The organism is Microtetraspora sp. NBRC 13810, from assembly GCF_030268685.1.
Lineage (GTDB): Bacteria > Actinomycetota > Actinomycetes > Streptosporangiales > Streptosporangiaceae > BSRQ01.
Map to the genome: position 1 here is coordinate 1 of NZ_BSRQ01000033.1, position 23,315 is coordinate 23,315.

19 protein-coding genes are annotated in these 23,315 nt (G+C 72.1%); 9 read left to right on the forward strand and 10 right to left on the reverse strand.

What is annotated here, in order from left to right:
• Positions 1-545 precede the first annotated feature (545 nt).
• Positions 546-1,079, forward strand: coding sequence for a YkgB family protein (locus QSK26_RS39445; RefSeq protein ID WP_285780485.1), 534 nt, complete (start codon positions 546-548; stop codon positions 1,077-1,079).
• A 152-nt stretch (positions 1,080-1,231) separates the two neighbouring features.
• Here the strand turns inward: QSK26_RS39445 and QSK26_RS39450 are convergent, their stop codons facing one another.
• The 5 genes from QSK26_RS39450 to QSK26_RS39470 form a co-directional block, all read right to left on the reverse strand.
• Positions 1,232-1,663 carry an HAD family hydrolase gene (locus QSK26_RS39450; RefSeq protein ID WP_285780536.1) on the reverse strand — a complete coding sequence of 144 codons (432 nt, stop codon included), beginning with the start codon at positions 1,661-1,663 and terminating at the stop codon, positions 1,232-1,234.
• 56 nt (positions 1,664-1,719) lie between these two features.
• Complete coding sequence (locus tag QSK26_RS39455; RefSeq protein WP_285780486.1) at positions 1,720-2,325, reverse strand: TetR/AcrR family transcriptional regulator; 606 nt, start codon at positions 2,323-2,325, stop codon at positions 1,720-1,722.
• A gap of 8 nt (positions 2,326-2,333) precedes the next feature.
• Entirely contained in the window at positions 2,334-2,750 is a 417-nt protein-coding gene (locus tag QSK26_RS39460) for a hypothetical protein (protein WP_285780487.1), read from the reverse strand.
• 119 nt (positions 2,751-2,869) lie between these two features.
• Complete coding sequence (locus tag QSK26_RS39465) at positions 2,870-4,633, reverse strand: ABC transporter ATP-binding protein (RefSeq protein WP_285780488.1); 1,764 nt, start codon at positions 4,631-4,633, stop codon at positions 2,870-2,872.
• Between the two features lie 129 nt (positions 4,634-4,762).
• A complete protein-coding gene (locus tag QSK26_RS39470; RefSeq protein WP_285780489.1) occupies positions 4,763-5,377 on the reverse strand; it encodes a flavodoxin family protein in 615 nt (204 codons plus the stop codon).
• Between the two features lie 132 nt (positions 5,378-5,509).
• On the opposite strand from QSK26_RS39470, the gene QSK26_RS39475 reads away from it, so the two are divergent.
• From QSK26_RS39475 to QSK26_RS39485, 3 genes are all read left to right on the forward strand, one after another.
• Complete coding sequence (locus QSK26_RS39475; RefSeq protein WP_285780490.1) at positions 5,510-6,739, forward strand: LuxR C-terminal-related transcriptional regulator; 1,230 nt, start codon at positions 5,510-5,512, stop codon at positions 6,737-6,739.
• Between the two features lie 318 nt (positions 6,740-7,057).
• Positions 7,058-8,563, forward strand: coding sequence for an MFS transporter (locus tag QSK26_RS39480; RefSeq protein ID WP_502888803.1), 1,506 nt, complete (start codon positions 7,058-7,060; stop codon positions 8,561-8,563).
• Position 8,564: 1 nt separating this feature from the next.
• Complete coding sequence (locus tag QSK26_RS39485; RefSeq protein ID WP_285780492.1) at positions 8,565-10,352, forward strand: FAD-binding oxidoreductase; 1,788 nt, start codon at positions 8,565-8,567, stop codon at positions 10,350-10,352.
• A gap of 58 nt (positions 10,353-10,410) precedes the next feature.
• Here QSK26_RS39485 and QSK26_RS39490 read toward each other — a convergent pair whose 3' ends face one another.
• Complete coding sequence (locus tag QSK26_RS39490; RefSeq protein ID WP_285780493.1) at positions 10,411-11,910, reverse strand: NCS2 family permease; 1,500 nt, start codon at positions 11,908-11,910, stop codon at positions 10,411-10,413.
• A gap of 177 nt (positions 11,911-12,087) precedes the next feature.
• Here QSK26_RS39490 and QSK26_RS39495 point away from each other — a divergent pair, with 177 nt between their 5' ends.
• Positions 12,088-12,405 (forward strand): DUF2530 domain-containing protein, encoded by a 318-nt coding sequence (locus tag QSK26_RS39495; RefSeq protein ID WP_285780494.1) that lies wholly within the window; start codon positions 12,088-12,090, stop codon positions 12,403-12,405.
• 12 nt (positions 12,406-12,417) lie between these two features.
• Here QSK26_RS39495 and QSK26_RS39500 read toward each other — a convergent pair whose 3' ends face one another.
• Positions 12,418-15,543, reverse strand: coding sequence for a sacsin N-terminal ATP-binding-like domain-containing protein (locus QSK26_RS39500; protein WP_285780495.1), 3,126 nt, complete (start codon positions 15,541-15,543; stop codon positions 12,418-12,420).
• A gap of 70 nt (positions 15,544-15,613) precedes the next feature.
• Positions 15,614-16,453: a DUF3027 domain-containing protein gene (locus tag QSK26_RS39505; RefSeq protein WP_285780496.1), complete on the reverse strand. Its 840-nt coding sequence runs from the start codon at positions 16,451-16,453 to the stop codon at positions 15,614-15,616.
• Positions 16,454-16,692: 239 nt separating this feature from the next.
• On the opposite strand from QSK26_RS39505, the gene QSK26_RS39510 reads away from it, so the two are divergent.
• The gene (locus QSK26_RS39510) at positions 16,693-18,198 is read left to right on the forward strand and encodes an MFS transporter (RefSeq protein WP_285780497.1); all 1,506 of its coding nucleotides are present in this window, start codon (positions 16,693-16,695) and stop codon (positions 18,196-18,198) included.
• 4 nt (positions 18,199-18,202) lie between these two features.
• Here QSK26_RS39510 and QSK26_RS39515 read toward each other — a convergent pair whose 3' ends face one another.
• Both QSK26_RS39515 and QSK26_RS39520 read right to left on the reverse strand, forming a co-directional pair.
• The gene (locus QSK26_RS39515; protein WP_285780498.1) at positions 18,203-18,598 is read right to left on the reverse strand and encodes a cold-shock protein; all 396 of its coding nucleotides are present in this window, start codon (positions 18,596-18,598) and stop codon (positions 18,203-18,205) included.
• Positions 18,599-18,691: 93 nt separating this feature from the next.
• On the reverse strand, positions 18,692-19,300 hold the full coding sequence (locus QSK26_RS39520; protein WP_285780499.1) for an HAD family hydrolase: 609 nt from the start codon (positions 19,298-19,300) through the stop codon (positions 18,692-18,694).
• 190 nt (positions 19,301-19,490) lie between these two features.
• On the opposite strand from QSK26_RS39520, the gene QSK26_RS39525 reads away from it, so the two are divergent.
• The 3 genes from QSK26_RS39525 (at position 19,491) to QSK26_RS39535 (ending at position 23,311) form a co-directional block, all read left to right on the forward strand.
• Complete coding sequence (locus QSK26_RS39525) at positions 19,491-20,114, forward strand: TetR/AcrR family transcriptional regulator (RefSeq protein ID WP_285780500.1); 624 nt, start codon at positions 19,491-19,493, stop codon at positions 20,112-20,114.
• A 102-nt stretch (positions 20,115-20,216) separates the two neighbouring features.
• The gene (locus QSK26_RS39530) at positions 20,217-22,610 is read left to right on the forward strand and encodes a helicase-associated domain-containing protein (protein ID WP_285780501.1); all 2,394 of its coding nucleotides are present in this window, start codon (positions 20,217-20,219) and stop codon (positions 22,608-22,610) included.
• Positions 22,611-22,702: 92 nt separating this feature from the next.
• Entirely contained in the window at positions 22,703-23,311 is a 609-nt protein-coding gene (locus tag QSK26_RS39535; RefSeq protein ID WP_285780502.1) for a hypothetical protein, read from the forward strand.
• Positions 23,312-23,315: the final 4 nt, after the last annotated feature.

A 23,315-nucleotide genomic window follows, 5' to 3' on the forward strand; every position in this document is an offset into this window, starting at 1 on the left:
CTGCTCCCACGACGGCGTGGACGCCCCACGCCTTGTCCGACCACCCCTGAAGCGGACGGCTGATCACAAAGCTGACGACATGCGATGAGGGCGTGACGGCATGATCGCGGCTCCCCTGTGGCTGTGACTCCCGCTTGCGGGGGCGCCCGTCGCACCCTTATCTTGGAATGGTCATTCCAAGATAAGGGTGTCGATGCCCGACGTGGGACATCTCGATCCAAAGATCGTGCTGGAGCGGGTGAAACTTGCGGCGGCGTAGTGCAGCCTTGACGGGCATCGCCGAGATCGTGGCCACGACAGGTCTCAGCCGCTCAAGCCTGTATGCCGCGTCGGCGGCGAGCAGGCGCTGTAGGAGCAGGCACCATGCCGCTCCGTCGAACGGGGCTCAGGACGCACGTTCGAGCGGCTGATCCGATCCCGCGACGAGGACGAGTACGCGCGCTGGCCAACGCCCAAGCCGGCAACGGGCGGCGGTCCTGGCGTACAGCAGATCCTCGACCAGCACCAACGGCACCTTCACGCGGCTTCCACATCTGGAGGAGCTTATGCATGGCATCACGGACTTGGCGGCGACCCTGGAGAGGGCGGGGGACCGCATCTCTACGGTAGGCCGCCTGGTGAGCCGGTATGGACTGGTAGTCGTCCTGGCATGGATCGGCGCAGGCAAGTACGTCAAAATGGACAGCCGAACCCTGGTCGAGCACAGCCCTCTCTTGAGCTGGGTCTACGACATCTTCAGCTACAAGATGTTCGCCGACGTGCTGGGAACCGTGGAGATCGTCGCCGCGGTACTCATCGCCGTCTATCCGCTCTGGCCTCGTGTCTCTGCGATCGGCAGCGCGGTGGCGGTGCTGCTGTTCCTGGGCACGCTGAGCTTCCTGTTCACGACCCCAGGAGTGATCTACAGCGTAGTCAACGGGCTTCCAGTGCTGTCCGGCCAGCCCGGTCAGTTCCTTCTCAAGGATCTCGTGCTCATCGGCGTCGCGATCTGGACCCTCGGCGAGTCATTGCGCAGTGCCCGTGCGAGGCGTGCGGACTACGCATCAGCGATGAGTCGCTCGTCCCAGAGCCGCGCCTGAACGATGTCATCGCTTCAACAAGCCGCGGCGTCGGCAGAGCGACAGCCCTTGCCTACCGTGACGGGGCACGGCGGCCCCTGGCAGCCCGCTCGGCAGGCGAACTGGCCGAACTCGCCGGACGGGTACGTCCCAGGTGGACGATCGTGAGGCGTTCACGCGGGGTCGGTGCCTGCGTCCCGCCACATTGCGGCGAGTGCTTCGAGGTCGGGAGCCGTGATTTGAGGGGCGGACATCGCGCTCGGGTATGGCTCGCCGCGCCGCTCCAGCCAGGCGCCGGTCAAACCGGCTCGTTGAGCTCCGTCGATGTCCCACGGGTGCACTGCGACCAGGGAAGCCCGGCCCGGCCGCACTCCGGCGTGGTCGACCGCGTAGTCGTAGGCTGCCCGAGCCGGTTTCCATGCCGCGGGGCCGCTCACGTCCAGCCGTGCCTCCACCAGGTCGATGAGCCCTTCGCGGGCAAGTATCTTCTCCGTCATCGCCGCGGCGCCGTTGGTCATGGTGAACAGCCGGATGCCGCTCTGGCGTAGCATCCGCATACCGCCGGGCACGTCGGGATGGACTCGAAGGTTGGTGAACTCGCCCAGAACGTGCTTGACCGCCTTTTCACACGTCGAAGATCACTACGTGTGGTCGCACCGGTTCAGTCATCGTCGCTCCTCAAGGGTTGAAGAGAAGTGAGCACCGCTGCCACAGCCGCGCGAAGCTCGGCTGGGTCGGCTCCGGCTCGGGAACGCAGGTTGACGCCGTAGGCCAGCAACGCGAGCGACTCCGCAGCAGAGTCCAGGTGCAGGTCCAGCCGGATCTGGCCCGCGGATCGGGCGATGTCGAGTGCCGCGGTCAGGGCCGCACGAAGCTGCCGTTGGTGCTGGTCGAGGATTCGCCGTACTCCTGGATCGCCGCTCTCGGTGCCGGCGTGGGCGTTGGATACCATGCATCCCCAGCGTGCGTGATCGCCCTCGCAGCGGGATTGGATCAGCCGCTCGAAGAAGTCGGCGATCGCCGGCAGCCCCCGCTTGTCCGCGGCGAGCCGGTCGAACATGGGTCCTGAGCGCCGTTCGACGTAGCGGCGTAGTGCCTGCTCGTACAGCGCCTGCTTGCCGCCGAACGCGGCATACAGGCTTGAGCGGCTGAGACCTGTCGTGGCCACGATCTCGGCGATGCCCGTCAAGGCTGCATTACGCTGCCAGAACAGCAGTTCCACCTGCTCCAGCACGGTCTCCGGATCGAAATGCCGTACGTCGGGCATCCACACTCCTATCTTGGAATGACCATTCCAAGATAGGAGGGCGACGGCCACCCCGCAACCGCGCGCGAGACGATGAGCCGACTCTTGTCGCCGCATGCCTGGCCGCACATCTCCCAGATGACCGACGGCTGGCAGTAGGCGTGCCGGAATCCATAGGGAGTGATCAGCGACCGGTCGAACGGCAGCCGACGCCCATCCGGGCCGAACTCTTCGGCCAGCAACTGCGGGACCGCATCGGCGAAGGCCCGGATGATTGGCGAGATCTGATCGGAGATCAGATGCCTCTCCTGCCCGAACTCTCCCGCCGGCGGGAACAGGAACCCCTGCGATCCGGTCGGCGACGCGATCGTGGCGCGGACGGCCAGCCAGGTGTGGACGGTGGCCACCGTCTCGGCCGGGATCGGCAGCCACGTCTGTCCCGACACCGGACGAGGCCGCCTGTCCTACCCGCGCGCCGAATACCTGTTCAAGACCACCTCGGCCGAGCTCGACCCGCATCGGCAGGGCAAAATTTCCCCGGGACTACGGGGACGCCTTGTAGCGTTCAACCGAGCTGCGCCGCCTGGAGCCCGCTGTACAGACCGCGACCGCGGACCAGCTCCTCGTGCGTCCCGATCTCCGCGATCCGGCCGTCCTCCATCACCACGATCCGGTCCGCCGTGCGGATCGTGGACAGCCGGTGCGCGACCACGAAGACGGTACGGCCGGCCACCAGGCGGGTCAGGGCCTGCTGGATGAGCGCCTCGGAGCGGGTGTCCAGCGCCGAGGTGGCCTCGTCCAGGATGAGCACCCGCGGGTCGCGGATGAGCGCGCGGGCGATGGCCAGGCGCTGCTTCTGCCCGCCGGACAGCCGCGCGCCACGCTCGCCGACCACCGTCTCCAAGCCCTCCGGCAGCCGCTCGACGAACTCCATCGCGTTCGCGTCGCGCAGCGCGGCGCACACCGCCTCGTCCGAGGCGTCCGGCAGGCCGTAGGCGACGTTGTCCCTGATGCTGCCCTCGAACAGGATCGACTCCTGCGGCACCACCGAGACGAACCGGCGGTAGGTGCGCAGGTCCAGCGCCTCCATGTCGCGGCCGTCGAGCAGGATCCGGCCCGAGTCCGGCCGCAGGAAGCCGATCACCAGGTTGAGGATGGTGGACTTGCCCGCGCCGGAGGCGCCGACCAGGGCGACGGTCTCGCCGGGCGCGACGGTGAGCGTGAAGTCGTCCACCGCGGAGCGGCCCGGCTCGTACGCGTAGCCCACGCCCTCGAACGCGACCTCGCCGCGTACCTCCTCGACCTCCTCCTTGCCCGCGTTGTTCTCCAGGTCCGGCTCCTGGAGCACCTCGCCGATCGAGCGCACCGACTCCAGGCCCTTGCTGATCACCGGCGTGAGGCTCAGCAGCGTGGTGACCGCCGTGGTCATAGTCGTGAAATAGGTGGACAACATCACCACGTCGCCCGGGGTGATCGGCAGCACCCGGTAGTACGACACGGCGGCGGCTCCGGCGAGGACGGCGACGCCGAGCGCGTTGAGCGTGATCCAGGCCAGCGCGCCGAACCTGCCGTTGGCCAGGTCGAGCCGCAGGCCGGTGCGCAGCACCTTGGTGAGGGTGCCGTCCACCCGGTGCAGCGCGTCACGTTCCAGGCCGTGGGCGCGGGTGATCGGGATCAGGCTGGTCATCTCGGCGACCCGGCTGGAGAGCCGTTCCACCTCGACCCGGAAGCTCTCGTTGTTGGACCGCAGCCGCCCGCGCATCCGCATCACCAGTACGGCTGCCGCCGGGACGACCAGGAAGAAGACCGGCAGCGCCTGCGGCACGTCCACGGCGATCACCGCGATGCCGCCGGCCAGCGTCACGATCGCCGACAGGCCCATGTCCCCCGCCTGCTGGGACATGTTCTCGACGCCCTCCACGTCGCGGATCACCTTGGTCTGCAGCACGCCGGCGCTGACCCGGGAGTGGTAGCCGATGGAGAGCTGCTGCATCCGCGCGCACAGCGCCGAGCGCAACTGGGTGCCGACCCGGCGGATCGCCCCGTACATGAACCGGACGTAGAGCAGGTGCATGGGATAGTTCGTCAGCAGCAGGGCGAACAGCAGCCCGGTGCTGAGCCACAGGTTCACGATCGGCTGCCGTTCGACGAGCACGTCGATGACCTTGGCCGTGATCAGCGGAAGCAGCCAGACCGGGCTGTGCTTCACCACGAACGCGAGCACGGCCAGCCCGAGCCGCCCGCGATCCTCCCTGAACAGGTAGGCGAGCGTGCGAACAGGATGCTCGCCCCGATAACGATGTTCGAGTGCCCCGTACGGCACCGCCACAGCGATCCCTCCCTTTGATCCCGCATTGCCATGAAAAAGCATGACGTATGGGTCTCAGGGAGCCCACGGGCGATCACCTCGACGACTCCTTCGGCGAGATCACATCTGCCCGGTGCCTCGGGTTCCGCTTCAGGCAGTGGCTTCACTCCCTGTGCGGGGCGCCGGGTCCTGGCAGAGGCGGCGGGCCTGCTCGGCGACCCGGCGGCCGAGGTGCTCGGCCGTCCGGAGGTCCGAGTCGTGCATCAGCTCCGGCCCCTCGTCGACGTTCGAGGCCGCCGCCGCACCCAGCCAGAAGCCGAGCCGGTTGAGCGCGTCCTCGTCGGAGGTGCTGGAGTTCCAGCCGGACACCAACCCGAGACTGACCCAGAGCATGCCGTGCTGGGCCGCCAGCAGCGCCATGTACTCCAGTGTGTGCAGCTTGTCCCCGCTCTTGGACCCCGAGTTCGTGAACCCGGCGGCCAGCTTGTCCGCCCAGGCCTGCTCCGTCCAGCGCTGCACCGAGTCCCGGGCGAACGTGTGGAACTGCGGGCTGGCCGACCCCATGTACGTCGGCGACCCGAACACGATGGCGTCCGCCGCGTCCAGCAGCGACCATTCCTGTTCGGTGATGCCGTCCACCGAGACCAGTTCCACCTTGGTGCCGTCCACGGACGCCGCTCCCGTGCGTACCGACTCGGCCAGCCGGGCCGTGTGCCCGTACCCGCTGTGGTAGGCCACCACCATCAGCGTCGACTCGTTCTTCATCGCGATTCCTTTCCTCAGGACGTACGCGCACAGCTTGGCCGCCACGGCCCCCTCGCGGACCGGCCGTTCGGGTGGGCCCGCCCACCCGAACGAGTGGGGGCCGGGGGAAGGGGGCCGACTAGCATCGGGGCCATGGCGGAGTCGTGGTCGGCCGCCCTGACGGCGGCGCTGAGGGTGGTGCGGGCGCCGCTCGACGGCGTCCTGCCGGAGTTGTCGGCCGTGCTGTCCGACCTGGTGCCGCACGAGGGGCTGGTGTTGTTCACCGGGGACTGCCTGCTGATGTCCCCGCTGCTCAGCCACGGGATCGACGGGGTGAGCGCCGACGAGGTGAGCCGCCTCGTCCCCCTGGTGGCCGTCGATCGTCCCTGGTTCGGCCCGTTCACGCTGGCGGGCGCCGAGCGGCCGGTGCTGGCCGTGGCCGTCAAGCCGCCGAAGACCACGGGCGGTCTGCTCGCCGTCGTCACGACCGGCACCGGCCCACCGGAACCCGACGTGCGGGAGATCGTGACGAAGCTCGTCGGGCTGACGACCGTGCACCTGGCCGCCCGCGTGTCGCACGCCGAGCCGCATGACGTGCCGGGCCCGTCTGTCACGGCCGTCGAGGACCTCGCCGACGCGCACGCCGCGACGCTGACCTCGCTGCTCGGCGTCCTGCGGTCCAGGCGGCTCGACGACGCCGCGGCCCGGCGGCTCGCGGTCCAACTGGCCGTGCCCGCACTCCTGGAGGCCAGGGCGGGCGGCGAGCGCGACGTCGCCGAAGAGACGGCGGGCGGGGCGTTCGACCTGCTGGCGGAGAAGCTCTCCGTGCTCACCCGCTATCACGATCTCAGGCTGGAGCTGGCGGGGCCGGAGCAGCGTGACAGGCGGTTGTCCGGGGAGGTGGCCACGGCGGCCAGGTCCGTGGTGCGGGGCGCGGTGCTGGCGATGCTCCAGCACGGCGGGCTGAGCCGGGTCAGGCTCTCCTGGGAGGTGGCGGATTCGCTGCTGCGGGTGACCGTACGCGATGACGGCCCCGGCTCGCTGGCGGCCGACGCCCTGCCGGTGCACCGGCTGCGCGACCGGGTGGCCGTGCTGGGCGGAACGCTCGGCGTGGACGCGGTCCCGGGCTGGGGCACGACGATCACCGCAGACCTGCCGTTCGGCCCGGTACGCCCCCGGCCCCCGGGCCCGCTGGACGCCCTCAACCCGCGCGAACGCGACGTCCTCCACCAACTGGCGCTCGGCCACCGTAACCGGGTGATCGCCACCCGGCTGAGCATCAGCGAGAACACGGTCAAGTTCCACGTCGCCAACATCCTCGGCAAGCTCGGCGTGAGCTCGCGGGGCGAGGCCGCCGCCCTGGCCCACGGTCGCACCCCCTGACGGCCGGCCGCGTCAGAAGGGTCGCCGAGGCGAGGGCACGCTGACCGCTGGAACCTCGCCTGAGCCGGTGGACGGCCAGGAGAGCCAGGTCACGGCAGGACCGCGCGGCGCGTCCCCGGGTGATGTCCACGAGGCAATCCGAGCAAATCGTTGGTGTCGCCAACAATTTTATGTATTGTTGGCCGCACCAACGTTGGCTTGTCCGGTGTTCAACCCCGACGCAAGGAGATTCCGTTGAGTACCGATGCCGGTACGCCGGCCGCACCGCGGGCGACCCGAAGAGAATGGCTGGGACTGGCGATCCTCGCGCTTCCCACCATGCTCATCGCCATGGACCTGACCGTGCTGCACCTGGCGCTGCCCACCCTCACCGCCGACCTGCGGCCCGGCAACACCGAGTTGCTGTGGATCGTGGACGTCTACGGTTTCCTGATCGCCGGCTTCCTCATCACCATGGGCGCGATCGGGGACAGGATCGGCCGCCGGAGGCTGCTGCTGATCGGCGCGGTCGCGTTCGGCGCGGCCTCGGTGCTCTCGGCGTTCGCGACCACCCCGGAGATGCTCATCGCCGCCCGGGCGCTGCTGGGCATCGCGGGCTCCACACTGATGCCTTCCACCCTCTCGCTGATCCGGATCATGTTCCAGGACCCCAAGCAGCAGGGTGCCGCCATCGGGGCCTGGACCGCCTTCTTCGGCCTCGGCACGGTGCTCGGGCCGCTGGTCGGCGGCACGTTCCTGGAGCTGTTCTGGTGGGGCTCGGTCTTCCTGCTCGGCGTCCCGATCATGCTGCTGCTGATCGCGGTCGGCCCGTTCGTGCTGCCGGAGTACCGGGACGAATCGGTCTCCCACCCGGACCTCCTCAGCGCGATCATGTCCATCGCCGGAATCCTCGCCCTGATCTTCGGTCTCAAGCGGATCGCCGAGGACGGCCTGCGCCCGGAGTCGGGCGTCGCCGTCGTCGCCGGCCTGGCGCTGGCGGCGCTCTTCCTCCATCGCCAGGGCCGGCTCAGGCAGCCGCTGGTCGACCTCTCGCTGTTCCGCAACGGCCTGTTCGGCACCGCCCTCGGCATGCTCGTGCTGGCGACCCTGCTCTCCGCGGGCTCGCAGTTCTTCGTCATGCAGTACCTGCAGCTGGTGCGCGGGTTCGCCCCGCTCGAGGCCGGGCTCTGGTCACTGCCCACCACCGTCGCGGTCATGATCGGCGCCATGGCGGCCCCCGGCCTCGCGGGCCGCATGAAGCTGAGCACGCTGCTCGCCGGCGGCCTGCTGGTCACGGCGGTCGGCATGGTGGTGCTGACCCGGGTCGGTGATCCCTCCGACGTGTACGTCGCGGTGGCCGGGGCGGCCGTCATCGGGCTCGGGCTCGGCCCGATGGTCTCGCTGGGCACCGGACTGATCGTGGGAGCCGCCCCGGTGGAGCGGGCCGGCGCCGCCTCCGCGATGGCCTCGACCGGCACCGAGCTCGGCAGCGCGCTGGGCGTGGCGGTGATCGGCAGCGTCGGCTTCGCGGTGTACCGGGCGAACCTGGCCGACAGGCTCCCCGAGGGGCTGCCCGCCCCCGTCGTCGAGGCGGCCAAGGACACCCTCGCCGCCGCCGTCAACGTCGCCCGCGAGCTACCGGCCGCCCAGGGCTCCGGCCTGTTGTCGGTGGCCCGTGACGCCTTCGTGCACGGCCTGCAGACGACCGCGATCGTCGGTGCGGTGCTCGCCGTGCTGCTGGCCGTCGCGGCCGCGGTCCTGCTGCGCAACGCCGCGGTGCCGGGCACCCCACCGCCCGCGGCGGCGGACGACATGGCGAAACCCTTCGAGAAGGCGGGCAACTGACATGCGGGAAACGCACCCCGCGGCCGACGTGGACCAGACCCCCGAGGGGGTATGGACCGGCCTGACGCACCACGGCGACGAGACCGGCTCCTTCAGCATCTCGTTCGCGCCCGACGGCACGGTCGCGCTGCGCACCCCCCACAGCGTGGGCACCGGGGTCTGGCGCGCGGGGCGGCCCGGCCGGTTCTCCTACGAGCTCACCGAGATCTTCACTCCGGCCGCGGATCACTCGGGCCACAGGCAGATCCAGGTCGAGGCTCACCTTGAGGGGGCCGTATATCGCGGGATCGGCACCGTCACGGTGTACACCGCCGACGGCGTGCCGGCGTCCACCACCACCTCGGCCGCGTTCACCGGCGACCGCCTCGCCGACGGGCAGGGGGCCTGGCACGCCCTGGTGGGCCTGGGCGCGACGATCCGCGGGCGCACGCTCCACCCCGGTGACGAGGGCTTCGAGGAGGCCTGCTCCGGCTGGTTGCTGACGGTCGCGCACCGCCCCGCGGCGGTCGTGGTCGCCGCCGACGCCGAAGACGTGGCCGCCGCCGTCAGGTTCGCCGCGGAGGCGGGACTCCCGGTCGCGGTGCAGTCCACCGGGCACGGCAAGTCGGTGCCCGCGGATGGAGCCGTGTTCATCGCCACCGGGGAACTGCGCGAGCTGTCGGTGGACCCGCGTGACGGCGGCACCGCGAGGATCGGAGCCGGGCTGCGGTGGAGTGAAGTGCTCACCGCGGCGGCCGAGCACGGCCTCGCGCCCCTGTGCGGCTCCTCCGGCCAGGTCGGGGTGATGGGCTACCTGACCGGCGGCGGGCTCCCGCTGGCCTGCCGCCCGTACGGCTTCGCCGCCGACTACGTCCGCTCACTCGACATCGTCACCGCCGACGGCCTGCTCCGCACCGTCTCGTCCGTCCGGGAGCCCGACCTGTTCTGGGCGGCGCGGGGCGGCAAGGGCAACTTCGGTGTCGTGGTCGCGGCCGAGATAGAGCTGCTGCCGCTGCGCACCGTCTACGGTGGTGAGCTTTACTACCCGGGCGAGGACCCCGGGCACGCCGCCCACGTCCTCGGCTCCTATCTGGCCTGGGTCAAGGAGCAGCCGGAGGAGATGTCGTCCTCTGTGACGCTGCTGCGCTTCCCCGACGCGCCGCAGTTGCCGGAGGAGTTCCGTGGCCGCTCGTTCGTGCAGTTCCGGGTGGTCTACACCGGGACCGAGGAGCAGGGCGCGCGGCTGGTGGAGCCGTTGCGGGCGCTCGGCCCGGAGAAGGACACCTGCGCCGCCATGCCGTACGCGCAGATCACCGAGATCTACCAGGACCCCAAGAACCCGGTCATGGCGCACCTGCGCAGCGCGCTGTTGCACGAACTGGACGACGAGGCGGTGCGGGAGCTGGTCTCGTTCATCGACCCGTCGGCGCCCGGAGGCCCGTTCCCCGGCGTCGAGCTACGTCACCTGGGCGGGGCGTTGAACCGGCGGCCCGGCCGCCCGCACGCGGTCAGCACCCAGGGCGCGGCCTTCCACCTGTGGCTGCGGATGCCGGCTCCGGCCGGGCAGGCCGACGTGGTGCGCAAGGCCGCCGACGAGGTGCTGGAGCGGCTCGGGCCGTGGGACACCGGCGCCATGCTTCCAGGGTTCATGTTCGACCACGACTCGGCTCCCGAGCGGGTCAGCCGGGCCTACACCGAGGCGGCCCACCGCCGGCTGGCCGCGTTGAAGGCGGAGTACGACCCGAAGCACCTTTTCCGTTTCAACCACAACATCCTGCCGCTCAGCGAGGACGAGGGCACCCGACCCTGAACTGAAGCCGGCAGAGAGCCCACCGGGCACGGGCGGAACCGCGCCCGGTGCGGCCGGATCACACCCCGAGGAGCGACCTGATCGGATCGACGGTGAAGTACAGCAGGAAGAGCGCGCCCACCAGCCACAGCAGCGGGTGCACCTCGCGGGCCTTGCCCTTCAGCGCCTTGATCACCACGTAGCTGACGAAACCGGCGCCCATGCCGACCGTGACGGAGTAGGCGAAGGGCATCAGCACGATCGTCAGGAAGGCGGGGATGGCGATCTCGTAGTCGGTGAAGTCGATCTCCTTGACCTGGGTCATCATCAGGAAGCCGACGACGATCAGCGCGGGCGCGGCGGCCTCGGAGGGCACGATCGCGGTCAGCGGCGCGAAGAACATCGCCAGCAGGAAGAGCAGACCGGTGACCACGCTGGCCAGGCCGGTGCGGGCGCCCTCGCTGACGCCGGCCGCCGACTCGATGTAGGTGGTGTTGGACGAGACCGAGCCCGCGCCGCCGGCCACCGCGGCGAGCGAGTCGACCAGCAGGATCTCCCTGGTCCGCGGCAGCGTGCCGTCGGGCTGGACGAGACCGGCCTGGCGGCCGACGCCCACCACCGTGCCCATCGTGTCGAAGAAGTCGGCCAGCAGCAGGGTGAAGACGAAGAGCACGGCGGCCAGCACGCCCACCTCGGCCGGGTTGCTGAACGCGCCGAACAGGCTGAACTGCCCGAGCAGCGACAGGTCGGGCAGCCCGACGATGGTGTCGGGGACCAGCGGCGGGATCAGGCTCCAGGCGTTGGGGTCGACCAGCTTGCCGCCCACGACCTGCGGGCCGAGGTTAGCGAACGCCTCCACGACGACCGCCACGACGGTGGTGCCCAGGATGCCGATCAGGATCGCGCCCTTCACCTTGCGGGCCACCATGAACGCGGTGGTCAGCAGGCCGATCACGAACACCAGGGTCGGCCACCCGCTCAGCGAGCCCGAGCCGCTGACACCGAGCTGCACCGGCACGGAACCCGACGCCGTCCTGCGGATGAACCCGGCGTCCACGAAGCCGATGAACGCGATGAACAGGCCGATGCCCACGCCGATCGCGGTCTTCAGGGACGCGGGGATGGCATGGAAGATCGCCATCCGCAGCCCGGTGAGGACCAGGATGAGGATGATGATGCCCTCCAGCACCACCAGCCCCATCGCGTCCTCCCAGGACATCTGGGAGGCGATGCCGAAGGCCACCACCGCGTTCAGGCCGAGGCCGGTGGCGAGCGCGAACGGCACCCTGCCGATCACGCCCATGGCGATGGTCAGGATGCCCGCCACGAAGGCGGTGGCGGCGGCGACCAGGGGAGGGTTCGCGGACGTGCCGTCGCCGAGGAACTGCCCGGTGCCGTCCTGGGCGGTGCCGATGATGATCGGGTTCAGCACCACGATGTAGGCCATCGTGAAGAAGGTCGCGAGGCCGCCGCGGACCTCGGCGGCGAACGTCGAGCCGCGGCGGGATATCTCGAAGTAGCGGTCGAGCAGCCCCGGGAAACCGGCTCGGGGCTCAAGGGGAGTTGTGGTGTCGCTCACCGCCGCAGAGTGCCATCCACCCCCATCCCCCGAAAGGTGCAACCTGGGATTTTGATGGTTCTGCAATGGATTTGCACACTGTTCAGATATCTGTCGGTTATGTAGCGATTCGTCGGCTTTGCCAAGATTGGCCGAGAGCTTTGCGAGCGCTCGGCCGCCGTCGCCTACGCTGGAGCCGTGAGCCAGCCACGCCGCCCCCAGCTTGAGCCGTTGAAGACCAACGACTCGGCCACCTTCATCGCGGGTATCGGGCTCTGGGCGGTGGCCCTGGTCACCCTGCTCATCGTGCAACCCGGCTCCGACCACATCTGGTGGGTCTGGACCTGCGTCGCGGGCATCGGCGGCGGCTTCTTCGGCCTCTGGTACGTCAGGCGCCGCGACCGGCACCCCGCTCCTCCCCCGCAGGAGACCCCCGTCGAGCCCATCGCCACCGTCCTGCCCAGCCCCGCTCCCGGGCAGGAAAGCACCGTCGCGCACCCGCACACCGCCGACTGACCGCCGAGCGGGTCAGGTCGCGAAACCGTCCAGATCGGCTTCGGCGAGCAGCAGCGGCACGGCGGCGGGATCGCGGAGCAGGGCGGAGACGGCGAGCCGGTCACCCCACTGCCCGGCGGCCCAGGCGAGCCCGCGGGCCAGCCCCTCGATGCCGGAGGCGTGCACCACGCCGTCGTAGAACCGCCACGAAGCGGGCATCCCATCCACCAGCAGCGTCTCGTGGTCGTGGTAGACGGCGGGCGCGGTGGGCAGCAGCGAGCGGACCACGGCGGGCACCCCACGCTCGACGCCCACCGAGGTGACCTCGCCGGTGACGGCCTCGCCGGCCAGCGGCAGGTCGAGCAGCTCGGACAGCGCCTCGGCCAGGTCGTACGGGGCGAGCACCAGCGGCCGGGCGGCCACCAGCGCCAGCAGGTCGGGGGCCTCGACCACGACCGGCTCCCCCGCGGGTGAGTCCGGGTCGGCGTCCGCGACCACGATCTCGCCGTTCAGCACCGCGCGCACCGCCCGCGGCGGCGCCACCCTGGCCGGGTCCACCGCGGCGAGGGCGGTCCACAGCGCCCTGAGCTGGACCCGGTCCACCTCGCGCGCCGGGTCGGCCAGCAGGTCGAGCAGCTCCTCCGGGCCGCCGTGCCCGGCGAGCAGGTCGGCGAGCGTGGTGCGCACGCCGATCATCGCCAGGGCCGCGTCGTCCAGGCCGGCCGGGGCGTCGCCGTACAGGCCGAAGAGCAGGGAGTCGGCGCCGGGGAGACGCAGCGAGGTCGGCACCTGGCCGCCGAGGACGGGGTGACTGCTCAGCCACCAGGCGGTGTAGGAGGGCACCTCGACGATCTCGCCGCCGGCCAGCACGCGCAGCGGTTGCAGGGCCGCGCGCAACGGCGGCCGGGTGAGCAGGGCGAGCGCGGTCGCCCAGTCCGAGACGTACTCCAGGTCGCGGATCGCGGAGAACTCCGGCGCCACCGGCGGCACCCCGAGGTCGGGCAGCAGGTCGAGGACGGCCTCCAGCCACTCGTCCTCGCGGTCGAGGTCGTGGTCGCACTCGTCGGGGTCGAGGAGCACGTCGGCGTCGTTGGCCACCGCGAAGCCGTCGAGCACCCCGGCCGCCGCCAGCACCCGCGGGCCGTACCGCTCGACCAGCTCCGGCGCGGCGGTGCCGAACGGGGCCTGCGCCGGATCGACGACGCCCGCCAGCGCGCCGCCGGGCAGCAGCAGCTCGCCCGCCGGGTAGATCTCGCCGTCCGCGCCGGGCAGCGCCAGCTCGGCCAGCCAGGGGGCCTCGCCCGCCGTCAGTCCCGCCGCGTCCACCAGGGAGAGCACGGCCCTGGCCACCGGCTCGGGGTCCGCGCCGTCCACCGACTCGGCGACCGCCGCCCGGGTGAGCGGGTCCTCCAGCACCGTACGCGGGGTGGCCTCGGCGGCGCCGACGCGCAGCAGCAGCCGGTGCGCGGCGTCGGGGTGCACGATGCGCAGGCCGAGCGGCGCGAGGTCGGCGGGGTCGAGCGCGGAGCCGTCCGACAGCAGCAGCGTGCCGCGCGGGCCGCGGACGAGCCGCCCGTCGGCCAGCGGCACCGGCAGCGCGCCGATCGCCTCGGGGTCGTCGGCGGGCAGCACGTCGTACAGCGCGTGCCACCAGGCGGGATCCTTGCCCTCGACCGCCTCGCCGGACAGCAGGTCGATGACGTCGGCCAGCTCGACCCGGCGGACGCCGAGCGGGCCCAGCGCGGGGTGCCGCGGCGGCCAGTCGGCGGGCAGCAGGCCGGGCACCACCTCGGCGACCCGCGCCAGGAACCCCGCGGGACCGGCCACCACGGCCGCCTCCCGCCCGGTCACCAGCCACGTGCCGTCCTCACCCGGCGCCTCCCCACGCGGGAAGCCGCCCGGCGCCTGCTCGCGCGGGGAGTCACCCGGCGCCTGCTCGCGCGGGAAGTCGCCCGGCGCCTGCTCGCGCGGGAAGTCGCCCGGCGCCTGGTCGCGCGGCTCCGTGCCCTCCTGCTCGGCGGGCGGGGAGAGGGCGGGCAGCAGCGGGGTGTCGGGGAGGCGGCGCAGGATCGCCCGCCGGATGGCGGCGTCGAGCTCGCTCTTGCCCATCAGCCCGGGCACCAGGTCGAGCAGCCTGGGCGTGCGCGGAAGCTCGCGCAGCAGCTCCAGGTAAGCCTCGGCGGCCCGCTCCACCAGGAAGTCGGTGAGCGGCCCGGTGGCGACATGCCGCCGGTCGGTGGCCATCGGGAAGCTGGCGATCAGCAACGCGCGCAGGTCGAGCGGCTCGTCGCTCGGCGTCGGGGCGTGCACCACGGCGGGCACCGCGGCCGGCAGCGGCCCGGACTCCGGCACCGCCCAGCGCACCTGCCAGTAGGGACGCGCCCGCTCCTCGGTCGGCCGGTCCGCGAACAGCTCGGCCACCTGGGCCGGAGTGAAGTCGCCGGACGCCGCGACCACCCGCCAGCCGTCGGCGGTGACCGTGCGCTCCTCGCCCTCGACGTCGATCTCGATCGCGGTCAGCGCGGGCATGCCGAGCAGCAGCGCCGGGCTGGTCTCCTCCAGCATCCGGCGCACCGCCTCCTCGGCGGTCTTGTCGCGCAGCGGCAGCCGTACGACGGTGTCGAAGCCCTCGGGCACGTCCACCGCGTCGGCGGGGAAGGGCAGCCGGAGCAGCGGCACGTGGCCCGCGCGGTCGGTGAGCTCCCTGGCGAGCGCGGGCTCCGCGGCCACCAGGGCCGCCGTCTCCTCGCGCGACCAGCGGACGGCGCCGCTCGCCCAGGAGCCGATCTCGGGCGCGTCGCAGACGGAGACCACGGCCGCGAAGCCGACACCGAAGCGGCCCACCGCCCCCACGTCGTCACGCTTGGCGGACACCCGCAGCGTGGACAGGCCCTCGACGCCCGGCGCGTCCAGCGGGGCGCCGGTGTTGGCGGCGGTGAGGACCCCGTCGCGCAGGGACAGCCGCAGCCGGCCCTGGACACCGGAGCGCAGGGCGGCGTCCGCCGCGTTCTGCGCGAGCTCCACGATCAGGCGGTCGCGGTAGCCGCCGAGGGCGAAGTCCTCCTCCGCGTTGGCGTCCTCACGGAAACGCGCGGGAGAGGCGGCCCAGGCCGCGAGCACCGCGGCCCGGACTCTTTCGGTGGCGAAGATGTCGGTCATGAAAGGACGGCTCACACTCGGGTGGCGTGACTCGGGGCGGCGTCACGGGGGGGTGGAAGGGTGGACGTGATCAGGAGTGGCCGAGCGGTTCCGAAGAGGACTCGTCGACGGAACCGACCAGCTCTGGACCCGCGTCCCCGGCTTCGCCCGCGATGACGGGCTCCTCCATGAGGTCGAATCCCAGGTCGTCGAGGATCGGCGGGGCGGGCTCGACGGTCACCGGGGTGGTCGTCGCCTCCGAGTGCGCCCCGCACCCGTGGTCGGCGGCGACCACGCGGCCGTCGTCGGGCGCGTATTCGTTGGCGCAGACGCCGAAGCCGAGCCGCAGCGCGCCCGCGAGCGGCCAGTAGAAGCCGCAGGTGGAGCACTGGGCGGGGGCGGCGTGGGCCAGCGGGGTGTGCGGGCCGGAGTCGCCGGAGTGCCAGCGGCGGACGGCCCGGTCACGGCCGATCGCCGAGAGCACCCGCGCCCTGCCCAGGCCGTACTCGAAGATCATCTGGCGCTCGGCGTCGTCGCCGGTCTCGGTGAACCCCGGGGCCAGCCGATCGTCGTCGGCCGAGGTCGGCAGCAGGTCGCCGACGCCCAGGTCGCCGGGGCGCAGCCGCTCGCTCCACGGCACCCACTGCGGCGAGAGCAGCGCACCGGGGCCGTGCAGCAGCACGGTCTCGCTCACCGTGACGGCCTTCGCCCGGGAGGCCCGGGTGACCGTGACGGCCCACCGCCAGCCGCGATAAGCCCGGTCGAGACAGGCGAAGTAGTGGGTGCCCAGACGGTCGCCCTCGGGATCGAAGCCGAGATGCTCGCCGACCTCGCCGGGCCGGGCGATCTCCTGCGCGGCGACGCGTGCCAGATCGACCGCCGCGGCGCATGCCTGGTCGGCGGGTGCGGTGCGGGACCTGGTGCGAATCACGAGGCCACCTCCGCCGGCCCGGCTCGCCGAAGGTCAAAGTTGTCCGCTCGCACGTTCACACTTCATTCTCACCCATCCCCGGACCTCACGGCACCGCTCCCCGCCCCTCGTCAAATCACGAAACGTGCAAGCCGGTCATCCCGGCTGCCACATCGCCTGTGCCGTAGGGGATTCCGGCGATGAAGAGCGATGAATGTCGTGCCGGGCGACACGGGCTCGCGTCGGGTATGACTGAAGGCGTGGCAGGTGGCTGGGAACGAGCACGAGGGGCGACCGGTGACGTCGCACGGCGGTTCGCCGGATCGATGGCGAGCGCGGGCAGGGCCACGGTCGGCGGCACCCGGGCGGCGGGCAGGGCGGCACTCGGCGGCTCCCGCGCGGTGCGCCGGGGCACGAAGCGGCTGACCCACGCCCAGGGCGCGGGCCGCACCGGCCTCGGCGGGCTGATCGAGCTGAGCGCGGCGCACTCGGCGGGCGACGCGCTGATCGCGGTCGCCCTGGCCGGCACGCTCTTCTTCGGCCTGCCGGTGGACGAGGCGCGCGGTCACGTCGCGCTCTACCTGCTGATCACGATGGCGCCGTTCGCGGTGGTCGCGCCGTTCGTCGGGCCGGTGCTCGACCGGTTCAGGTCCGGCCGCCGTTACGTCATGGCCGGGACGCTCTTCGCCCGCGGGCTGCTGTGCTGGTCGATGGCCGCGGCCGTGCCCTCGGGCGACGCGGTCACGCTCTTCCCCGCGGCCCTCGGCGTGCTCGTGCTGTCCAAGGCGTACAACGTCTCACGCGCGGCGATCATGCCGGTGGTGCTGCCCGCGAACATCGGCCTGGTCGCGGCCAACGCGAGGGTCGCGCTGTTCACCCTGGTGGCCGCGGGCGTGATGCTCCCGGTGGGCGCCGGTCTGACCGCGCTGACCGGCCCCGAGTGGGTGCTGCGCGGCACGATGGTGCTGTTCTTCGTCGCCGGCGTGCACGCCGTACGGCTGCCGCGGCACGTGGACTCGCCGGACCTCGACCTCGGCCCGGAGTCCGGGCCCCGCGAGGGGCGTCCCTGGCGCACCCTGTTCAACGTCGGCCCGATCGTCGGCGAGGCGATGCGGGCCAACGCCGGGATCCGCCTCTTCTCCGGATATCTGCTGTTCTATCTGCTCTTCCTGGTGCAGGAGGACCGCCTGCCCGGGCTGGATCCCGCGGTGACGCTCGGCGCGCTGGCCGCGGCGGCCGGCGCGGGCGGCCTGCTCGGCGCGGCGATCGCGTCCTGGGCGCGCGGCCACTCGCCGCGGCTGACCGTGCTGGGGATGCCGGCGGCGGCCGCGGTGACCGGCGTCGTGGCGGCGGTGCTGTTCAACGTGTGGACCGCCGTGGCGCTGGCACTGGTCGCGGCGCTCGCCCAGGAGCTGGGCAAGCTGGCCCTCGACGCGATCGTGCAGGAGGAGATCGGCGAGGAGGTGCGTTCCTCCACGTTCGGCGTGGTCGAGGCGCTGCTGCAGATCGCCTGGGTCCTCGGCGGGCTGGCCGGGTTGCTGATGTCGCTCTACTCGCAGGGCCCGGCCGGGCTCACGGTCGTCGCCGGGACCCTGTTCGTGCTGCTCGGCTGGCTGCTGGTGAGCCGCCGCCGGACCGGCGGGGAGCAGGGGACGGGGAGCGGTCTCACGACCACCGAGGTACTCCCCCACCCGGTCCCCGGCCACGGCGACGGCCAGAGCCAGACTCAGAGCCACACCAAGCCGCTCACCAACCCGCACGGGTGAGCGGTCAGCCGTCCAGGTCGTCCGCGACCGCGCGCAGAACGGTGGCGATCTGCTTCGCGTGCGGCGGCTCGGGGTGTTTGCCCTTCTGGTAGGACGTGGACAGCGAGTCCAGCAGCTTGATGAGATCCTCGACGATCACCACCATTTCGTCAGGCTTCTTACGCTTTGTTTTCTGCTTGGCCTTGGCGAGCGTCGGAGGCTGGTCGAGGACGCGCACCGACAACGCCTGTTGGCCTCGGCGGCCCTCCGCCACACCGAACTCGACCTTCTGGCCGGCCTTGAGCGAGTCCACGCCGCTGGGCAGCGCGGAGGAATGCACGAAAACCTCACCGCCGTCGTCGCGGGTGAGGAAGCCGAATCCCTTGTCGGCGTCATACCACTTGACCTTGCCACTCGGCACAGGGGTGACCTCGTTCAGACTGTCGTGAAAGGTGAATGGATGTAGGTTATGCCCACCTGGGGCGCGGGGCGACCGTGTATTTTGTGGAGAAATTCAGGGGTGCGCGGCACCGGTCCGCCACCGGTCGAACCACCCACCGAAGTGTGTCAAATCGGCGAGCACCACGTCCGCTCCGTAATCACGTAGCTCTCCTGCCGTGTAGGGGCCGGTGGCCACCGTGACGCTCACGGTGCCGCCTGCCCGCGCCGCCGCGATGTCGCCGACATGATCTCCAACATAAGCGGCGGCGCCGAAGGACGCGAGAGCCGTTCCCTTTTCCGCTCCGAACACCGACCCCTCGACCGCGTCCACCCGCAGTCCGAGGGCGTCGAGCGTGCGGCGGGCGTCCGGGGCGTTCTTTCCGGTGACGACGATGACCCTCCCGCCGTTCGCCCGGACGGCGTCCACCGCCTCCCGCGCGCCCGCCATCAGAGTGGTCATCGGCACCGCGATCCCGGCGTACATCTCCCGATACAGCCGGGCCGCGGCGGGAACGTCGGCGGCGGGCAGCCAATGGGCCAGCTCGGTCTCCAGCGGCGGCCCCAGCCGGGCCACCACGACCGCCGGGTCAATGGCCACGCCGAGCCGCAGCGCGAGCGCCTCCATGGCGGCCGTGATGCCCGCACGCGTGTCCGCGAGCGTCAAATCCAGATCGAATCCCACCGAATACACCCCAGAAGGATGCCAAAGCATCCGTAAGAACGCATGATGTGGCAGCGTTGACGTCAAGAAAGGAGTTACTTATCGAGCCGGTGCGTACATGCCGGACAACGGATGGAAACCGGTGGGCGACGTCCCGGGCGAACCGGTCGCGACCCGCCCGTTAGGGTCTTCGCGGAGGTAACGGCAGGAGATGACCAGATCCACGCGTGAGCGGATCGTCGACGAGGCGCTGCGGCTGTTCGCGGAGCGGGGGTACGCCGCCACGTCCGTGGCCGAGATCGAGGCCGCCGCCGGCCTCTCCCCCGGCGCGGGCGGCCTCTACCGGCACTTCAAGTCCAAGTACGAGGTGCTCGCCGCGGCGGTCAACGAGCACGCCGCCCGTACCCGGGCGCAGATCGCCGAGGCGCTGACCGAGATCAACGCCCGGGACGCCTCCCTGCCGCTGGAGGAACGGCTGACCCACCTGTGCGCGGCGGGCCTGGCCAGGATCGGCGACGAGCGCGAGCTGACCCGGGTCTTCTTCCGCGATCTCGGCCAGTTCCCCGAGCTGGTGGCCGCCGTCCGCGCGGGCCTGCTGCAACCGATGTCCGACGCGGTCGTCACGTGGTTCGCCGCCCAGCCGGAGTACGCGGGCGCCGACGCCGACTGGCCGGGCGTCGCCGCGGTGCTCGGCGGCTCCGTGGTGCACTACCGGCTGTTCCAGGAGACCGTCGGCGAGCCGCCCGTCCGCGCCGAACGCGACCGCTTCGTCGCCTCCTGGGTACGGCTGGCGCGCGGCCTGCTGCCCGCTCCCGCGTTCACGCCCGCGCCGTAGAACGTTCTCCCGGCATCCTGAGCGGCGATCTGGCCGGACCCGATTCGCCCCATACCATGAGAAGGATGGGGACAGATTGAGCACGGGAACCGGTGGGCTGGGATGAGCACGGACTTCGCCGACTGGCTGCGCGACCGTGAAGACGGGGAGCTGCGCGCCCTGGTCACCGCACGGCCCGAGCTCGTCACACCGGTGCCCGCCCACATGTCCGGCCTGGCCGCCCGCGCGACCAGCCCTTCGGCGATCGGCCGCGCCCTGGACCGGCTCGACCTCTTCGCGCTGGCCGCCGTCGAGACCCTGGTGATCCTGCCCGCCCCCACGTCCTACGCCGAGGTGCGCGCCCTGATGACCCGCGCGCTGCCATCTGGGGAGAGCGACGGGGAGAGCGGCATGGAGGCGGCGCTGCGCGAGACCGTGGACCGGCTGCGCACCCTCGCCCTGGTCTACGGCCCCGACGACGCCCTCGCCGCCGCCCCCGGCGTCCGGGAGGTGCTCGACGCGCCGGCCGCGCTCGGACCGCCGGCCGCCGAGGTGTTCCGGCACTACCCGCCCGAGCGGCTCGACGACCTGATCGGCGACATCGCCGGCGCCCCGAACGGCGTGGCGGGCGTCTCGCCGCGGGATCGCCTCGCGGAGCTGCTCGGCCGTCCCGAGGTGGTCACCCGGCTGGTGGCCGAGGCCGGCCCGCAGGCCCGCGCCGCGCTGGACGAGCTGGCCTGGGGACCGGCCACCGGGCGGCTGCCCAACGCCCGGCGCGAGGTGCGGGTCGCCACCGCGCAGTCCCCCATCGAACAGCTCCTCGCCCGCGGCCTCCTCGGCGCGACCGGCGAGGAGACGGTGGCGCTGCCCCGCGAGGTGGCCGTGCACCTGCGCGGCGGGCGGCTGCACCGCGACCTGTCCCCGGCGCCGCCGCCGCTGCGCGGCACGGAGCGCACCCGGGCGCTCGCCGACCGGACGGCCGCCGGCCAGGCGTTCACGTTCGTCCGCTCGGTGGAGGAGCTGTGCGAGCGGTGGAGCCACGACCCGCCCGGCGTGCTGCGCACCGGCGGCCTCGCCGTACGGGATCTCAAGCGCACCGCGCAGCTTCTCGAACTGCCCGAGTGGTCGGCCGCGCTGGTGATCGAGGTGGCGTTCGCGAGCGGGCTGATCGCCGCGAGCGGCACGGTGGACGGTGAGTGGCTGCCGACCCCCGCCTACGACGGGTGGCGGGTGCGGGCCACCGAGGACCAGTGGACCGGGCTCGCCACGACCTGGCTGAGCATGGACCGGATGCCCGGCCTGGTGGGCGAGCGCGACGACCGGGACCGGCTGCGCCCGGCGCTCCACCCCGACCTGCGCAGGTCCGCCGCGCCCGAGGTGCGGGCGACCACGCTCGGCGTGCTGGCCGCCGCGGCCCCCGGGCTCGCGCCCGCCGCGGACGCGGTGCGCGAACGGCTGGCCTGGGAACAGCCGCGCCGCCGGGGCACCTACCGCGACCAGCTCGTTGACCTCACCCTGCGCGAGGCCGAGCAGCTCGGCGTGACCGGACTGGGCGCGCTGTCCGCGCACGGCGCCGCGCTCGCCGCGGGGGACGTCCTGCTCGCCGCGAAACAGCTCGCGCCGCTGCTGCCCGAGCCCGTCGACCACGTCCTGTTGCAGGCCGACCTGACCGCCGTCGCGCCCGGCCCGCTGACCAGCGACCTGCGCCGCGCCCTCGCCCTGGCCGCCGACGTGGAGTCCACCGGCGGGGCGACCGTCTACCGCTTCGGCGAGGATTCGGTGCGCCGCGCGCTGGACGCGGGCCAGAGCGCCGACGACCTGATCGCCATGCTGGAGCGGCATTCCACCACACCCGTCCCGCAACCCCTGCGCTACCTCGTCGCGGACGTCGCGCGCAGGCACGGGCGGATCAGGGTCGGTACGGCCAGCGCCTACATCCGCTGCGACGACCCTTCCGTGCTCGACCAGGTGATGGCCGACAGGCGGGCCGTGCCGCTGCGCCTGCGCCGGCTCGCGCCCACCGTGATCGCCTCCAAGTCGTCCAGGCCGAGCCTCGTCGACGGCCTGCGCGCGATGGGCTACGCGCCGGTCGCCGAGTCGCTGGACGGCGACGTGCTGATCAGCCAGCTCGACGCCAGGCGGACCGAGGTGTCACCGGCGGCCCGCTCGTCCACCGTGGTCAACGGGCTGGACGACGAGGTGGTGGCGGCAGCCGTACGCGCGATGCGGGCCGGGGACGCCGCGCACCGGGAGCGCCGCCGCCCGGTGGACGCGCCCGCGGGACAGGTGCCCCGCTCGCCCGCCACCTCCACGATCAGCGTGCTCCAGGAGGCCATCCGGCAGGGGCACCGGGTGTGGATCGGCTACCTCGACAGCCAGGGCAACGCGACGAGCCGCATCCTCGAACCGGCCAGGATGGAGGGCGGCTACCTCACCGCCTACGACGAGACGAGGGCGGCCGTGCACCGGTTCGCCCTGCACCGCATCACCGGCGTCTCGACCTCGACCGACGGATAACGCTCGGCCACCGAAGGACCTGAGACCGGCTCCCGCGGTGATCCGACGTGGTATCTGTTGACGTGTTCCGCCGACAGAACTGGAAGATCTCCGTGAGCACCCACCCCGAGGGTCCGCAGCAGTCCGACGGCTGGCAGGGCGGCCAGAGCCACCCGTCCGACGCCGGATCCCCGCACCCCCATGGACCCCAGGGCCACGGCCCGGCGTACGACGCCGGCCACGGCCACTCCCCCTACGCCGCGCCGAACGACGGCCACACCCAGGTGTCCGGCTACGGCCAGCCGCAGGACGCCGGTTACGGCCAGCCCGGCCCGCAGCCCGGCTACGGTCAGCAGCCGCCCGGTTACGGCCCTCCCGGCGCCGGTTACGGGCAGCCGGGTCCCGGTTTCGGGCAGCCCGGGTACGGCCAGCCGGGATACGGCTACGGGCCGCCGCCGCGCGCCTCCGAAGGGCCGCGGACGCACGCCATCGTCGCCCTGGTGATCAGCCTCATCCTGGCCCTGTCGTGCTACGTCACGCCGGGCGGCATCGCCGGCGCGATCGTCGCGGGCATCGCGCTGAGCAAGGTGGACCTTGAGCCGCACCGGGCGCGCGGCATGCTGAAGTGGACCTGGATCGCCATCGGCATCAACGTCGCGCTGGTCGTCGCGGGCTTCATCGTGATCATCGCACTCGGGGTCAGCGGAGCTTTCGACTCCTGACCCG